We start from the raw sequence: 18,278 nt of genomic DNA, 5'->3' as shown, positions 1-18,278 counted from the left end.
TTAGTTGCCGTCTGGGAAGAATTATTAGGTGTGGAACGGATAGGGATCCACGATAATTTTTTCGAGCTGGGAGGGCACTCCCTGTTAGCCATCCGGCTTATTTCTGCAGTGCGCAAACAATTGGAGATCGAGGTTTCCATCGGAGATGTATTTGACTTCCCTTCGATCGGCTTATTGGCCGGACATCTAACTATATCTTCCGGAAAGAGGCTGCTCCCACCGATAACGATTCAGGAAAGACCTCCTCTGGTTCCTTTGTCTTACAGCCAGGAGAGATTGTGGTTCCTTGATCAATTAGAAGGAAGTGTATCTTATCATATCCCGGCGGTATTACGGTTACGGGGAACGATAAATGAAGACGCCCTGTGTTTTGCCCTGCAAAGTATCGTAAACCGCCATGAAGTGCTCAGGACGGTTATTGAGGCGGACCAGGGCATTGCCTCCCAGCGGGTATTGGGAAAAGACGTTTGGAAACTGGAAACAACAGATGAAAAACTATATAAAAAGGATACTGAAGCCTTACGGAGCTATATAACAGACTTGATCAACCGGCCTTTCGACCTCTCTGCAGATCATAAGCTTCGGGCCCGGTTGATCCGGCTGGATCCTGAGGAAGCGGTTTTAGTGGTAGTGTTGCACCATATTGCTTCCGATGGATGGTCCAATGGGATACTGGTGAATGAATTTTTCGAATTTTATGAAAGCCGGGTAACGGGAAGGAGTGCCCGTTTGCCACCACTGCCGGTCCAATATTCGGATTATGCGATCTGGCAGCGGCAGTATTTAACGGGAGAAGTGATGGAAAAAAAACTGGATTACTGGCGCAAAAAATTGTCAGGTACCAGTCCACTGAACCTGGCCACCGATTATATCCGTCCGTCCGTTCAGCGTACAAGGGGAAATGTATTGTCGTTCAATATTGAAAAAGAATTGCAGGATAAACTGCAGGTACTCTGCCAACAGCAAGGCGTCACCTTATTCATGTGTTTACTCGCAGGGTTCAAGACGCTCCTGTATCGCTATAGTGGTCAGTCGGACATTGCGGTCGGCAGCCCTATTGCCGGACGCCAGCAGAGTGAAGTAGAAGGATTGATCGGTTTTTTTATCAATACATTGGTTCTGCGCAGCGACCTGAATGGTGACCCCGGATTCCTGGAACTATTGCAACAGGTGAAACTGACGACCATAGGTGCATACGAAAACCAGGAGGTTCCCTTTGAAAAAGTAGTTGAGGCTGTGGTCAGGGAAAGGGAAATGAGCCGGAGCCCGCTGTTTCAGGTCCTTTTCCTTTTCCAACATAATGAGCGGGGAGAAGTAAGAGCGGGATCCCCGGGAGGACTGGAAGTAAGAATGGAACCTTCCGGTCATACGACCTCGAAATTCGATTTGTCCCTTTCCCTGGCGGAAAGTCCGGATGGTCTGCAGGGCAATATCGAGTATTGTACGGATCTCTTCAAGGAAGAAACGATCCGAAGGATGGCCGGCCATTTTACAAGTTTGCTGAGAGGTATCGTTGCGGATCCTACACCAAGGATCGGCGATCTGCCGATGATGACGGATGAAGAACGGCTCCGGATATTAGAAGGGTTCAATAATACCGGTACTGTCCACCCGATAAAAAAGACCGTAGTAGATCTGTTCCGGGAACGGGCAAAAAGGATACCGGACGTTGTAGCTGTTATTTATGAAGATCGGTCGATAAGTTACCGGGAACTGGAAGATCGTTCCAATCAGCTGGGAAATTTATTACGGAGAAAAGGTGTGCGGGCTGAAAGCCTTGTGGTGATCTGCCTCGAACGTTCATTGGAGATGATCATCGGGATATTGGGGATTATGAAGGCGGGCGGGGCCTATGTACCGATCGATCCCGAATTTCCGTTCGACCGGGTCCGTTATATGCTGGAAGATACGGGGGCTTCGGTCATCCTGACCAGTAGTTCCTGCCGGACCCGTGTACTGAACGGGGAGCCTGCCGGAGTGCAGGCCAGATTGATACTGGAGCTAGACGGCCAATGGGAGGAAATAGCCCGTGAAGCGAAAAGTATGGCTCCCGGAGCCCCGGGCCTGCATCATCCTGCTTATGTAATATACACCTCGGGGTCGACCGGATTGCCCAAAGGAGTGATGGTCGGGCATCACGGATTGGCGAACCGGCTGCTTTGGGCACAAGGTTATCACAGGCTAACCCGAAAGGATGTCGTATTGCAAAAGACCACCTATTGTTTCGATGTGTCGGTTTGGGAGCTTTTTTGGCCCCTCATAGCCGGCGCCAGGCTTGTTTTTGCCAGACCGGGCGGACATAAGGATATAGGGTATCTTAAAGAACTTATTGCCGGCCGGAAAATTACCACGATTCATTTTGTGCCTTCTTTTTTATCCCTTTTCCTACCGGAAATTCAACCGGGAGAATGCAAAAGTTTAAAAAAAGTATTGTGCAGCGGAGAGGCATTAAAAAGACCGCAGGTAAACTTGTTCAGGGAGCGCCTGCCCAATGCCGTAATATATAATTTATACGGACCGACCGAAGCCTCCATTGAAGTAACCTATTGGGCTTTGCCAGGGAAAGATGAGATAACCGGGTATGTCCCTATCGGGAAACCGATTGCCAATACTGCCTTATACATCCTCGACCGGAATGAGCATCCTGTGCCGGTTGGTGGGGCTGGGGAACTATATATTGCCGGAGTTCCGGTTGCACACGGGTACCTGAACCGTCCTGAACTGACATTTGACCGGTTCGTGCCCGATCCGTTTACGCTTCCCGGTGGCTCAAGAATGTACAGGACGGGAGATCTTTGCCAGTGGCTTCCTGACGGTAACATCATTTATCTGGGAAGAATGGATGACCAGGTGAAGATCAGAGGATACAGGGTTGAACCGGGTGAGATCGAAAACGTAATGCTTCAGTCGGATCTGGTGAGCCAGGCAACTGTATTACCCCGGATGGAGCCGGGCGGTAACAAGCGGTTGATTGCGTATTTCGTAGCAAATGGAAAAGCCGACAGGGATGGCATCTTTCATTTCCTTAAGGCCAGGTTACCTGATTATATGCTTCCTGTCCTGGTGGAAATCAAGGAGATGCCCCTGACTCCAGGCGGCAAGGTGGACCGGAAGACGCTGCCCGACCCGGATACCTATCAGCTTTACCGGGACCAGTATGTGGCACCCGGCAGCGATCTGGAAAAAAAGCTGGCCCTTATCTGGGAGGAACTGCTGCATATAGAACAGGTGGGTGTAAACGATAATTTTTTTCTGCTGGGAGGTCATTCAATGCTGGGGATAAGGCTGGTTGCCCAGGTCAGGAAAATGCTTTTGATCGATGCCTCGATCGGGGATGTCTTTGAGCATCCGACGATCGCACAGATGGCTGCAAAATGGGAAGGGGTGGCCCGGAGTTCGGCTGGCCAGGCATCAGGAAGCAAGCCTTCCGGCAACCTGCATCTGGTATTATTACACGAGAGCCCATATGATCTTCCGGTGTTCCTTATCCCTGGTGCAGGCGGAAGAAGTGACGCTTTTCAGCAACTTGCCGAAGCGTTAGGAGATATTTATACGGTCTATGGCCTTCACATGAGAGGAACCGAAAAAAAAGGGAAGCCGCTGAATACCATCCGGGAAGTGGCGGCACAAAATATCAAATGGATACGCAATGCACAGCCGAATGGGCCATACCGGCTCATAGGGCATTGTTTCGGAGCGAATATTGCCTATGAGATGGCCGTTCAGCTGGAAAAGAAAGGTCAGGTCATTGACTTTGTCGCCGTACTGGATGGAATTGCAGGCGTGAAGCGGGCTGTTTCTCCCGAATTCAATGAAACGGTTTTTATAATGCAAATGATAGCAGATTATTTTGTCAGTTTCGACATCATCAAAGTCCCTTACCCGGATTGGGTGAATGAACTGAAAGAACACTTATCGGGTTTGCCATTGAAAGCGATGATGCCTTTCGTGGCCGGTTTTGTGAAAGGAAAGATCCCTGAAAAGAAAAAGACCATTGAATTCTTATCCAGGATAATCAACGTCAGGATATTCAATACACAGATGCACTACAGTCCCCCCGGAAAGATCAGGGGCGAATTACTTATTCTAAAGGCGGAAAAGACCAATATGCCCGAACGCGAAGAGATGCTAGGCTGGGCAGGATTTGCCGAACATCTGAAACTCCGCATGGTACCCGGAGATCACGACACCATGATAAACAAAGAGAATTCGGCCATAATAGCCCGGCATATAAAAGACAGATTTAACCAGGGGTAAACTTAGCAGGAAAGCAGACCAACAGGTTACAAACTACAACTCCATGCAAAAACAATCAACAGAACCATCGCCTTTTCGAGCCGAATTATTTAGCTCCGGACAAATAGAGGGGTATGGTAAAACAGTGGCCGGAAAACACCGGGTTGGTTCGGGTTGTAAAGCGGCCGGGCTTTTCAGGAGATTGTCCGGCAACGAATCGGTATTAACAGCAATACATGATCAGTTTGCAACAGCCGCAAAAGTAAACAGGCGAACAGGGGCTATTGAGTGGTTTTTGAATAATTTCCCTTTAATAAAGGACCAGATCCATAAGGCCAGGAAAGGACAGCCAAAAAAGATCCCGGAAAATTTTTGGCATCTGACCGATGGTCCCTCTAACGGCTTGCCGAGAATTTATGCTATCGCCGTGGAGATTATTTCACATAGCGATGGGCAGCTTGATCCGGAAAGCCTGAAAGGTTTTATACTTTCCTACCAGACCCTCTCCGTCCTGTCTCAGAATGAACTGTCGGCATTTCCTACCTTTCTCCGGCTGGCGCTTATCGAGAATCTGCGACGTATAGCCGTTTCTATGTCCGAATCGATTGCGGCAAACCGGGTTGACCACCAACAGATGATAAACTGGCTTTCCTTAAGGAACAATATAACCAGCCTTCGTATCCTGACCGCAATGGACTGGCATGACTTTATAGATGATACAAGTGTTATAGAGCCGATCCTGCGCAGGGATATCGGTGGCATCTATCCAAAAATGGATTATTTTACCCGGAACGATTATCGCAATGCCGTAGAAAAAATGGCTTGGAACAGTGGTAGGTCCTGTAAGGAAGTGGCCCAGGCGGCCATTCAATTGGCGAAAGAAAATGCTGAGAGGTATAACCGGGAAGACAATCGTACCGCACATGTAGGTTTTTACCTTATCGATTCGGGTCGTCCAATCCTGGAAAAGTTGATGAATGTCCGCAGGTCGCGAAAGGAGCTGCTGGAGAAAAAGGTTCGGGATTATCCTCTTCTGGTTTATGCCGGCTCGATCAGCGTTCTGACGTTCATCATTGGGGTCACACTTTTTATGGGGGGATATTCGCGGTTTGCAGGCAGCTATCCGGCGGGAACCGGAGCCGAAAGGATCTGGCTCTTCCTGGCCGGCTTGTTTTCGTTGGCCTGTGCAGGTCAGGCGGCAATAACGGTCACTGATCTGCTGACAAAGTTCCTTATAATTCCCAGGCGGCTTCCGAGGATGGATTTTTCGACAGGGATTCCCCCGGAATTTTGTACACTGGTCATTGTACCCGCCTTGCTCAGGGATAAAAAAGAGCTGGAAAAGCTGGTGTATGACCTGGAAGTACGTTTCCTGGCAAATCAGGATGATAATCTGCATTTTGGACTGCTGACCGATTTTCAGGATGCGTCGGATAAAACGGTTCCAGGAGACGATCTTCTTTTGCAACTGGCAAAAAAGAAGATAGAAGACCTGAACAGAAAATACGGACGACCCTCTAACTCTCTTTTTTTCCTTTTTCACCGCCCCCGCCATTGGAATGCCACTGAACACACCTGGATGGGATACGAACGTAAAAGAGGGAAGCTGATGGAATTAAACGTTCTGCTGCGTACAAATGCCAAGGAAGGTTTTTCACTCATTATTGGAAATCCTGAAATTTTTCCAAAAATAAAATATGTCATTACGCTGGATGCGGACACGCGATTGACAGGCAATGCTGCCTGGAAACTTATAGGTACGCTTGCACATCCCTTGAACCGAGCCGTATACTGTGAAAAGAAACAGCGGGTAACGGAAGGGTACGGTATCATTCAGCCCAGGATAGGCGTATATTTCAAGGAAGAAAAAAGTACTTTTTATGCGCATATGCATGAGAACGATTCGGGGATAGATCCCTACACCCTGGCTGGTGCAGATGTTTACCAGGACCTGTTCAATGAAGGTTCCTTTATTGGAAAAGGAATTTATGATGTTGATATTTTTTTAAAAGTTTTGCGGGGCCGATGGCCCGAAAATAGGATCCTTAGTCACGATCTGTTGGAAGGATGTTATATAAGATCCGGCTTATTGAGCGATACACGGCTTTATGAAGCCTATCCTGATAATTACAGGACCGATGTGCGGCGTCGTGTCCGCTGGATCCGGGGTGACTGGCAAATCGGGTTCTGGATACTGCCATTCGTTCCCGGCCCTGGAAAGCGTCTTGTCAAAAACCCGATTTCCGCTCTATCAAAATGGAAGATCTTTGATAACCTTCGTCGCAGCCTGATGCCGCCTGCCTTCTTCCTCCTTTTGGTTTGGAGCTGGATCGTTCCCGGGCAGAGCATGTTTTACAGCATATCGGTTATTTTTTTGATGGCATTACCATGGCTCACAGTGCCCATTCAAGGCTCATCGAAGTCATTCTCCCAAATGGTGCATAGGATTGCCTGTCTCCCTCATGAGGCCTTTTATTCAGGATATGCCATCCTGCTTTCCGCCTGGCGAATGCTCGTCAGTCGGAAAAAACTACTGGAATGGCATTACCCCGGGCACAACGGAGAGTTTCCTTTGGGAATGGCGGGCTCGAATTACGGCTTTATGTGGGCAGGGCCCCTGGTCAGCCTGATTTTGTTGTTATTCCTTAATGTTAATTCTTCGGGAAGTGTTGCCTGGGCAGGTCCTTTTCTTTTCTTATGGTTATTCTCCCCGGTTATGACCTGGTTCATAAGCAAGCCCAGATCCATGGATGAAAATAAACTGTCTGAAAAGCAAAATCTTTTTCTCAGACGGCTGACGAGAAAGACATGGACCTTCTTTGAAAATTTCGTATCTCCTTTTGAAAACTGGCTGCCTCCGGACCATTTCCAGGAATACCCCGTCGAGAAGGTCGCACATTATACCTCGCCTACTAATATTGGCCTGGCGCTGCTTGCCAATCTTACCGCCTGGGACTTCGGATATCTTACTACCGGGGAATTCATTGAACGTACTTCCGGTACGATGAATACTATGAGACGTTTAGAACGATATCACGGACATTTTTATAACTGGTATGATACGTTATCTCTGAAAGCTGCCGCACCTAAGTACGTTTCTACTGTGGACAGCGGTAACCTGGCAGGCCACCTGCTAACCTTGCGCCAGGCTATTCTGGCCATGCCTGAACAGAAGATAACAGGACCCGGCCTTTTTCAGGGTTTGTCAGACACGTTAAGTTTGGTGGAAGAAGAACTAAGCGGGTCTGTTGAAGATTGGAAAGAAGGGATTCCCTTTGAAAATTTCAAAAAAGAACTTACCGAAGCAAGGGCAGTTCAGACCCCCGGATTATCCACAATGTTATTATATGCAGACAGGTTGTTTATCCTATCTGGAAAGATCCTGGACTCTCTTCCGGGTTCAACGGGGAACAGACCTTTTTCTTTTACGAAGGCGCTTCACAGGCAATGCGGAAACATCCGGGCTGATCTCCTGCTGCAAGCGCCATGGCTACAGTTATCTTCCTTTCCTCAAAAATTTGGAGAATTGTTACCTGCCGATGAGATTCCATCCGTACAGGGGCTATTAAAAATCGTAACGGAATTAATTCCCCTGATCGAAAACCGGCAGGATCATCACCATACCATGGCGGAGCAGGAGTGGCTTCAGCATTTGAAGGAATGCCTTTTACGTGCACAGCACATTGCCCAAGCCCGTATGGAGGCTCTTGACGAACTGGTCCTCGCCTGTAACGGGTTTACCGACCAGGAATATGAATTCCTGTATGACCGATCCATGCATCTGCTGGCCATTGGATATAATGTGGAAACGCACCGGCGGGATGCCGGGTATTATGACCTTTTAGCCTCGGAAGCAAGGCTGGCTTCTTTCGTGGGTATCGCTCAGGGCAAATTACCACTAGAGAACTGGATTGCCCTGGGAAGAACCTTCGGAAAAGCTGGTAACAAACCGATCCTATTCTCCTGGAGCGGTACGATGTTCGAATACCTGATGCCCTTATTGGTTATGCCGATGTATGAAAAGACCCTGCTTGATCAGACCTGTAAAGCGGTCGTAAAAAAACAAATCGGGTATGGCAGGGAAAGAGGTATTCCCTGGGGCATATCTGAATGTTGTTATAGCGTGGTAGACTCGGACCTGAATTACCAGTACAGGGCATGCGGTATCCAGGAGATAAGTCTGAGGCCAAGGCTGGAAGATGATCTGGTTGTTGCGCCTTATGCCTCCGCATTGGCGCTCATGATAGAACCGAAACAAGCCTGCCGGAATCTCGTGAAACTGGCAGCCGGAGGCGCAGAAGGTCAATTTGGTCTTTTTGAGGCTATCGATCATTCACTTCCTGACCTGCCAAAGCAAGGTGGTCCGCAAGTATCAGGGGGAAAAAAAGGGGTAACCGTTGGTTCTTATATGGTCCATCACCAGGGCATGATCTTTCTTTCCATGGCCTATTTTCTTTTGCATAAGCCAATGCAAAAACGATTTGAAGCCGATCCTCAATTGCAGGGTTTTTTATTATTACTACAGGAGCAGGTGCCAAAAGAAATAGATTATTATTTACCCGATGCCATTCCCGCCGCCATTCCCGCCGAACCTTCCTCCCCGGAAGAAACAGCAGCAACCTATTTACATCCTGTCCTGAAAAGGATCGGGGTGTCATCAGACGAGGAGCGATGCTTCAGCAGTCTGGCCAGGGTTCTTTTATTTAGCCAGGAGGAAGGGAAGGGTAAACTACCTGTAGTACTGCTCCGGATCAAAGATCCAACCCATATCAGCCTGGTGGAAGAACTTGTGCGGATGCATGCCTACTGGCGTTTGCATGGCCTTACCGCTGACCTGGTGATCTGGAACGACGTGTTGGTAGGTTACCGGACATTTCTTCAGGATCATATCCGGGAGCTGATTAGCTCCGGCGTTGCAGGGACCCTGTTAGGTCTTCCGGGGGGAGTGTATATTTTGACAACGGACCAGCTTTCCCCTGAAGATCAGGCATCCCTTCAGACAAAAGCACAGATGGTGATCCCGGATGAAATGTGCGGGGTGGCTGATTTAGTTAAAATCCTGAATAAAAAGCGCTATGTTAAAGACATTAAATGAAAAACAAACCGGTTTTAGCTGGATCGGCCAGCGTCCGGGGATTGACAAAAGAACTGCGCTGCTCGTGCCTGTATATAATGAGAATAAAAACGGGTATTTGGGTAAAAGAGTGGCCTATTTTAAGGAAATAGCCGAAAAATTCGGAGAAGAAATGGATGTGATCATTATTAACGATGGTTCATCCGACGGCAGCCTGGAAATAATAAAAGAAATTTTCACCGACGCCCAACTACCTGCTTTTTATCTCGCTTCCGTAAATCCGAACGGGAATAAGGTCGGGGCCTTATTTATGACTATCCTGGCGATCTCCCATTACTTTGTCATATTATCGGACTTCGATACGGATCTTTCCGGTGTCGAAGTATTGCTGGATCATGAAAACATTCTTAACGAAGATCCTGAACTGATGGGCTGTTATTTTAGAATGCTTCCTTTCGAAGGGGCAGGAAAAGTATTCAGGTATCAACAGCTGGAATATGCCCTGGCAAGGAACCTGTATAAATTTCACGAAAAGGATTTGAGTGTCCGTGTGATGCCGGGCGCCGGTTCCTGTTATAAAAGGGAGATATTAATCTCGATCTTTGATCAGCATAGCGGGCTGCGTAGCGGGGAAGACAGGGAATCCACCCTGATCGGTCTTAAGCTGGGGTTTAAGACGCTTTACCTGCCCAAGGTATTGGCCCTGACGCGGCCTCCCCTGACATTTAAGGCCCTTATAAAACAAAGAATAAGGTGGAATTTGGGGTACCTGGAAACTTTTTGCAAGGAAAAAAACTACTATGGAGTCCAATTGACAAAAGGAACCAGGATCGGATTGATGACCTTGTCGGATATGCTATCAGTTGTGTTCATGATCTTATTACCCTTTTCAATTGTAGGGATCAGCCTGATCGGCCTGCATTTTCTCCTGGCTTTTTTTATAGTGCTGTATACGGCCATTGCGGCAGGATGCATTAGTTTGTTGCAGCTGTCTCCTTTTGAATCTGACGAATTAAAAGGGATCAAAATAAGTTCCGTATTATATTTTCCTTTCTTCAAACTATCTGTCGACTATATTTCCTGGATGGGGGCCTTACTAACCTTCCTTAAAAAATAATTTCATCAATCTTAAATTATAACTATATGGGTCGCAATATCATCGGTATTTCAGCTTTTTTTCATGATTCAGCCTGTTGTCTGATGCAGGACGGATCGCTGAAGGCGGCAGCGGAGGAAGAACGGTTTACCCGCGTAAAAGCGGATCCTTCCCTCCCTAAAAATGCATTTAGCTATTGTCTCAAAGAAGGGAGTCTTACCGTAAAGGAAATTGATTGCATCGCTTATTATGAGGATCCGGAAAAAAAACTGGCGCGTCAATTATGGAGTGGGGTCCTGGGAAATTCACCGGATATTCTTCATGGTGCCGATCTTAAAGGAAAAGTGGAAGGACAAATACGGCAGGTTCTGGGTTATGAAGGGGAGATAAAATATATCGATCATCATATGTCACATGCCGCCAGCAGTTTCTTTTTTTCAGGCTTCGACGATTCAGCGATTCTGACGGTGGATGGAGTAGGGGAATGGGCGACCACAACCTTTGGGAAAGGGGACAGTACGGGGATAAGGATTTTTGAAGAAGTGCATTTTCCGGACTCTCTGGGCCTGTTGTACAGCACGATCACCAGTTACCTGGGATTTGGCGTGAACGACGGCGAGTATAAGGTAATGGGCCTTGCGCCATATGGCAAAGCCATCTTTGTTGATCAGATCCGGCAGTTAATGGAAATAGGACCCAAGGGACAATACCGGCTTAATATGCAATATTTCGCTTTTCTGAAGAAGAACCGGATGTACGCAGATGAATTATCCCGTTTATTCGGGAGAAGCCCCAGAAAAGAAGATGCGGAGATGGAACAGTTCCATAAGGATGTGGCCAAAAGTCTGCAGGTTGTGCTGGAGGAAGTGCTGATCGATAAAGCCAATTATCTTTTCCGGGAAACCGGCAGTGAAAATCTTTGTCTGGCAGGAGGGGTCGCCTTAAACTGTGTGGCTAACGGTCAGATTCTTCGAAAAGGACCATTTAAACGTTTATTTGTTCAGCCCGCAGCCAATGATGCCGGAGGGGCGATCGGGGCTGCCGCAATGGCCCACTTTGTTCTTGAAGGCTCCCGGCCTTCCACGGAAAGGCTCTCCCATGTCTATCTGGGGCCATCCTATTGCTCCAACTATATTTACAGGTTGCTGCAATCCACCTCCGTTGAGTATAGTGATTTTCGGGGACGAAAAAATGAATTATTGCAATTAACTGCTGCCCGGTTATCCAAAGGCAAGGTAATTGGCTGGTTTCAGGGCAGAATGGAATTTGGCCCGCGCTCTTTGGGGGCAAGGTCCATCCTGGCAGATCCGAGGAATGATCAGATGAGGGACCGGATAAATGCAATGGTTAAGAAACGGGAGGGATTCAGGCCTTTTGCCCCCGCTGTGATCGATGCCTTGTCGGCCGATCATTTTAATCTCGATCATTTGTCGCCATTTATGCTGGAGACCTGTGAAGTCATTTCTCCTCTTCAACTCCCGGCCATCACCCATGTTGACAATTCAGCCCGCGTACAAACCGTAAGCCGGGAAACGAATCGTGTTTTTTTTGAATTGCTCGGTGAATTTTACAAACTGACAGGCTGTCCTATTTTGCTGAATACTTCTTTCAACATAAAAGGCGAGCCCATCGTATGCTCTCCCGAAGATGCGCTGCGATGTTTTATTACAACGGATATAGACGTATTGGTAATAGAGGATTTTATAATTGAACGGAATAAAAACAATTTTGACTTATTGAAGTTGATCATTCAAAAAGACAGGGTAAAATCGAATGCTATCACCCATGATGTATACACTTTTGTTTAATCTTACTAAATAATCTGTTATGGACACAAGGCCTTCAGAATCGTTAAAAACAATAGCCACTTCACTGGCAGGACTTATCACTGCGCACTCTTCCGACCGGGAAAAAATGGCCTTTCTGTTAAAAGAATTGTCTGGTACCCCAATTGAAAACCAGGCAGACGAGGAGAAAAATACCGCAAATATTTCCGTTGAAGAACCAATCTCGATAGGCATCTGGAAAAAATGCATCGAAAATAATACCCTTTTCTATGAGCGGGATGCGGATATGAATATTGACTGGCCGCTTTGGGCGAATGTACACAGGCTTTATCCTAAAAAGGATAAGACAAGGGTGCTCCTGCTTGGAGAATCGGTTGCACGGGGATACTTTTATGATCCCTATTATACTGTGGCCCTGGAGTTGGAGGGGATCCTGAATAAATTGCCGGAAGCCCGGGGGCAGGAAATGGAAGTGATCGATCTGGCGCGTACGAATCTCCGGATGGACGGACTGACGGCCCTTGTGAGGGGTTGTACCGCATTGGATCCGGATGCCGTAGTCATCTTTGCGGGAAACAACTGGTTCCCCAATCTCCGTGATGCTATGACCGATAGCGACTATAAAAAAATGTATCAAAGATTCAGGGAAGATTCATTCGGCGGACTGAAATCATTTTTGGAGGAAAAATTCAGAGAAATGATCCGCTCATTTTTAAAGGAGATCGAACAAACGCTGACCTTTAAAAATATCCCGGTTGTCTTTATCATTCCCGGATTTAATTTAAAGGACTGGAAAAGCGATCATATCGGCAAGAGCCTCCCCTGGCTGCCTGACGATGCTGTTACAAAATGGCTGGAAGCAAGGGCTGCCGCTGAATCGGCCTGGGCAGACAGAGAATGGGAAAGGATGGGGGCTTCTGCTGCCGAAATGGTGACCATCGATCCGTTTAACCCGCATGGATATGAGCTTTTAGCCGAGTACTTTATAGTGAACAGGAAATGGAGCGATGCCAGGAAATGCCTGGAAACCTGCCGGGATTCCATTTTGGTTAACCGGGGTGGCAATAATCATCCCAGATGTTTTGGTATCATCAGAGATACTTTATTGGAAGAAGCTGGCGGGGCGGGTGTCGTCCTGGTAGATTCCCCCGCGATATTCAATGAGTTCATGCAGGATGGCATTGCAGACCGTACGCTCTTCTTCGATTATTGCCACCTTACGTTGGAAGGTATCCGGCTTTCCATGAGGCATGCGGCCAGTGTCCTGATAAGAGCCCTGACAGGAAAAGATCTTCCGGTCGGACAGATTAAGGATTCTGGTACGGAACCCAATAAACTGGTAAAGGCTATCGCTCATTTTTGTGCGGCAATCCATAATGCGCATAATGATCAGACCGCTGAAATCGTCAGGTATCATTGCCGGAAGAGTTTGTCTTTTTCCGTAGAAGTAAAGGAGACGATGCTCCAGTTTATAGATTTTGCTTCCAGATACAGTCCGACCATCCTTTGCAGAACTTTTGAGCAAATCATTTTAAATGGGAAGATGCGGCAATACGAGGGCGGATTTGCCCTGCGTCCGCCAAGAGGCCGTAAGCTTATGGACATTAAGCTGGTGGATGCCATATCTGCGTCATTAAGCGCTATAGGTATCCATATCGAGCCTGAAATAAGTAAATTGCGGGCTCAGGAGCACCTTATAGCGGAAGACCGTATAAACCTGATGGAGTCATTTTACAGTACAACGACCTACCAGGATTTTCTCATTGCCGAACCTATCCCGGTCTATTCTCAGGCCCGGTCAACGGAATCTGTTTTTACCTTTATCTCTGATGGAAAATGTCCTTTGTACTTTGAATTGGTATACAGGACTCCGAAAAGATATTCACCAAAGGAAAAGATCCGGATCATCGTCAACCAGAAAAAGGAAGAGGCTATCGAACTGCCCATGAGTGAAAAATGGTCTGCCCGATCCTTTCTGATCGGGTGGGACCTGCTGACAGACGGAGTGAATAAACTGGAAATTTCCTGGCCTTATTCGGCCATGCCCCTGGAGGAAGTAGAAGGGGATATTTCACCAACAAGGTTCCTGAATGCCTTGTTACCGGTTTTAGGGGAGATTCATTCCTTTACCGCCGTAACAGGAAAGGAAAGTCTGGTTCCGGAGAAAGTATTTCTTAAAAACTATTAACGAATATTTAAAAGTTTTTTTTATAAAACTATAAACTTAGTTTTATATTTGAACTATAAACTTAGTTTTGAATGAAGGCGTTAACCAGGGCAGAAGAACAGGTAATGAAAGTCTTATGGAAGATGAAAAACGGTTTACTAATGGAAGTGGTCGAAAAAATGCCATCCCCCCAACCCCATAAAAATACGGTGGCCACCATTCTGAAGACCCTGGTGGATAAGGGGTTTGTTAAAGTAGAAAATATCGGAAGGGTTCACCGGTATCATCCTGCCGTTTCCATCGATGAATATTCCAAAACCACCTTAAGCAATGTAGCCAAAGGATATTTCGGAGGCTCATTCAGTAATATCGTATCTTTTTTGATCCAAAAAAACAAGCTGTCAGTCGAGGATCTGGAGCTCCTGTTAAAAGAAGTAAAAAAGGAATAAAACTAGCCTATGAACGCAATTCTTTCCTATTTGTTGAAATCACTGTTATGCAGCGGTATCCTGGTGACCTGTTACTGGCTTGTTCTGCGAAATAAAAAAATGTATAGCTATAACCGCATTTATTTATTGCTGACGGTCATCTTCAGCCTCTTTTTGCCGATCCTGCATTTTCAGGGGTTAAGTCTTGAAGGGTTTTCCTCCGCCACTTTTCTCAGACTCGTTTACGTCCTGAGCGGGGCGGGTGACCAGCCATTACCCTTACACTTTACCTGGGAATGGGCAGTATTTACAGCAGTATTATCCGTAAGCCTGCTGCTGCTCATCCGGCTCTTCCTGCGAATAAGATGGATCTATAGGGCCAGGGGCCGTTATCCGGTTATTCCGATGAAGGGATTTAAACTCATAGAAACCCAAATGGATCAGGCCCCCTTTTCTTTTCTGGACAATCTTTTCTGGAGGGAAGATATTTCCCGGCTTGACCCCTACGGAGAAAAGATATTCCAACATGAACTTATACATATCAGGGGAAAACATACCTATGACAAGCTTTTTCTTCAGGTCATCGTTTGTATATGCTGGATAAATCCCTTTTATTGGCTGGTTCAGAAAGAATTGAATCTGCTCCATGAATTTATAGCCGATGAAGGATCGATAAAAGACGGAGGACCGGCTCTCCTCGCCCGGTTATTGCTGTTGTCCTGTAATGAAGGGAAATCCCAGGGTCCATACCATTCTTTTTTTACTTCGCAGGTAAAAAGGAGATTGTTCATGATTTCCGGTGACAAGCGTATCACGTATCCATTTGCCCGAAGAGCAGGTTCACTGGGGGTTACCCTATTACTGGTTCTCTTGTTCTCTTTTACCTCCGTTATCGGGAAAACCAAAATCCCTTTACCACCGCATTCAAAGGAGCGGCGTTCGGCAGCGAGTGATTTTGCGAAAAAACGTCTGGATGAAGCAAAAGCTTCCAAGGGCGAAATTTATACAGTGAATTAGGTGCTTTTTTAGGTCAATAGATTTACCGGCCAATTCATTTACCGATTAAACCTTATCTATGATCAAGAACTATTTTAAAACGGTGATCCGGAACCTGTTTCGCAATAAAGTCTTTTCCTTCATTAACATAACCGGGCTCAGCATAGGCCTTTGCAGTTGTATTTTAATCCTTCTGTATACCAAGGACGAAGTGAGTTATGACCGTTTTCATAAAAACATAGACCGGATCTATCAACTGACCTGTGACCGTCTTTCCACCACGGAAGCGGATAAGCGGTCCGCCATTGCGGCTATGGTGCAAGGGCCGGCCTTTAAGCAGGATATACCGGAAGTCGATGAATTCGTCCGGGTTGACAAACAGCCTTTTGTTGTAAAAAATGATAAAGGTACCTTCAACGAGGCGGGAACATGGGTGGATGAGAATTTTTTCTCTGTGTTCTCCTTTCCCATGATAGACGGGGATCCGAAAAATGTATTGGCGGACCCTCATTCGGTAGTATTAACCGATGAAACGGCAAAAAAATATTTTGGTTCAGGAGATCCTACAGGGAAAACCCTGGACGTGGAAATAGATGGCCGGTTCGAGCCTTTTGTGGTCAGCGGAATTGCCAAAAAGGCCCCACAGAACTCAAGCATCAAATTTACCATGCTCCTGCCATTCAAGTATCTGGAGGCGACCCATCCTGATAACGGTTGGATGTGGTTCTCCTATCCAACCTATCTGGTCTTACATGCAAAATCGGATCTGAAAGGCGTAAGTGCAAAAATGAACCAGGTGTTCGAAAGCAGGGCGAAAAACGAATTGGATGAAAATAAGCTTCTTGGTTATAATGATAAATTCGTTTGGGGGGCCTTTCCGTTCGCGCAAATGCACCTCAATAAGAATTATGACGGTATGCCGGAGGCAAGCGACCCGATATATTCCTATATTCTTTCCTGCATTGCTATTTTTATCTTATTAATTGCCTGTATCAATTTCGTGAATTTAACGGTAGCTCAATCCCTTAGAAGAAGCAAGGAGATAGGAATCCGGAAAGTGATAGGGGGACTTAGGAGCCAGCTGATGATACAGTTTCTGGGCGAATCCCTCTTCGTCTGTTTCATTTCGTTCACGCTGGCTATTGTCCTGGTAGAATTATTGCTGCCTGTATTCAATGACCTGGCCAATAAACAGCTAAGCCTTTCCTATCTTTTCGATCTTAAGCTGGTAGGCGGTTTTGTCGGTTTGTTCCTGATCACCGGATTGGTAGCCGGAGTCTATCCCGCCCTTGTTTTGTCCGGGTTCAATCCGGTGGAATCCTTATATAACAGGACCCGGATGAATGGAGAAAATTACCTGGCAAAGGGATTGGTGGTGTTGCAGTTCGCCATTGCCAACTTCCTTATTATTGCTACCCTGTTCGTCTATGCGCAGTTTAATTTCCTGACCAAGACCAACCTGGGATATAACGATAAAGATCTTCTCGAGGTAGTTATTGATAAGGCCATCATGGACAAACCTTTGAACGATGTCATGAAAACAGAAATTTCCAGAGTACCCGGGGTGGAAAGAGTAACGTCAAGGAATGTAGGCCGTTTCGGTGGGCCGACCAAAGCCGGGGGTAAAGAGTTCAGGGCCGTATATGAACACGTAGATGAGGATTACCTGACTGTTTTGCAGGTACCTCTCGTGGCCGGGCGTAATTTTTCCAGAAACTTTCCTTCTGATTCGGTTAATTCCGTATTGGTCAATGAAACCTTCGTCAAAGCGGCAGGGTGGAAGGACGGGGTGGGCAAGACCATCGATTTTATGAATTTCCCTTATTGGGGAGATCGTAAAATAACCATTGCAGGAGTGGTAAAGGATTATTTTTTTGAACCCTTGAAAGAAAAAATCCAACCCCAGGTATTTACCCTGGAGTCTTCCCTGCCACTTGGGAAATTCCTGATACGGATCAATCATAATAATACGCCACGGACACTGAAAGCTTTGGAGAAATCTTACCAGGCGATGATACCCTTTCATCCTTTCCAGTATTATTTTAAGGAAGAGCTCAATATCAGGAGTTATGAAGCAGAGTCAAAATGGAAACAGATCATTACTTTCGGCGCCATGCTGACTATTTTTATCTCCTGTATCGGTCTTTTCGGTCTTGCTTCGCTTTCCATTCAGCAACGAACCAAAGAAATTGGCGTTAGAAAGGTCCTGGGCGCCAGTGTCCTGACGATCTCCCGGCTATTATCCAAAAATTTTTTGTTCCTGGTGCTGATCGCTTTTTTTATTGCGATGCCCGCCGCCTGGTATGCTGCCAACCGATGGCTGGAGAATTTTGCCTATAAAATTCCTATTTCATGGGTAACCTTTGCCCTGGCTGCTTTACTTACCCTTGTTGTTGCTATGATCACAGTGGGTTATCATACCCTCCGGGCGGCGCTGGCCAATCCTATCCGGTCATTGAGGAACGAGTAGTGTTTTTTTCAAACTATAAATAAA

General features: G+C 46.7%; 8 protein-coding genes. All 8 read left to right on the top strand.

What is annotated here, in order from left to right; genetic code table 11:
* Positions 1–4,257, top strand: a 4,257-nt coding sequence (locus tag ACX0G9_RS21770) for an amino acid adenylation domain-containing protein (RefSeq protein ID WP_459067071.1), incomplete at its 5' end; no start/stop codon positions are given.
* Between the two features lie 43 nt (positions 4,258–4,300).
* On the top strand, positions 4,301–9,331 hold the full coding sequence (locus ACX0G9_RS21765) for a glucoamylase family protein (RefSeq protein WP_459067070.1): 5,031 nt from the start codon (positions 4,301–4,303) through the stop codon (positions 9,329–9,331).
* Positions 9,312–10,427, top strand: coding sequence for a glycosyltransferase family 2 protein (locus ACX0G9_RS21760; protein WP_459067069.1), 1,116 nt, complete (start codon positions 9,312–9,314; stop codon positions 10,425–10,427). Before ACX0G9_RS21765 ends, ACX0G9_RS21760 begins: the two co-directional genes overlap by 20 nt.
* 26 nt (positions 10,428–10,453) lie before the next feature.
* The gene (locus ACX0G9_RS21755; RefSeq protein ID WP_459067068.1) at positions 10,454–12,214 is read left to right on the top strand and encodes a carbamoyltransferase family protein; all 1,761 of its coding nucleotides are present in this window, start codon (positions 10,454–10,456) and stop codon (positions 12,212–12,214) included.
* Positions 12,215–12,233: 19 nt separating this feature from the next.
* A complete protein-coding gene (locus ACX0G9_RS21750; protein ID WP_459067067.1) occupies positions 12,234–14,381 on the top strand; it encodes a hypothetical protein in 2,148 nt (715 codons plus the stop codon).
* 71 nt (positions 14,382–14,452) lie between these two features.
* A complete protein-coding gene (locus ACX0G9_RS21745; protein WP_459067066.1) occupies positions 14,453–14,809 on the top strand; it encodes a BlaI/MecI/CopY family transcriptional regulator in 357 nt (118 codons plus the stop codon).
* 9 nt (positions 14,810–14,818) lie between these two features.
* A complete protein-coding gene (locus ACX0G9_RS21740; protein WP_459067065.1) occupies positions 14,819–15,805 on the top strand; it encodes a M56 family metallopeptidase in 987 nt (328 codons plus the stop codon).
* Positions 15,806–15,863: 58 nt separating this feature from the next.
* A complete protein-coding gene (locus ACX0G9_RS21735) occupies positions 15,864–18,254 on the top strand; it encodes an ABC transporter permease (RefSeq protein ID WP_459067064.1) in 2,391 nt (796 codons plus the stop codon).
* Positions 18,255–18,278 lie beyond the last annotated feature (24 nt).

It is taken from the genome of Flavitalea flava, assembly GCF_054461575.1.
This window is presented reverse-complemented; position numbering and strand designations above follow the sequence as displayed.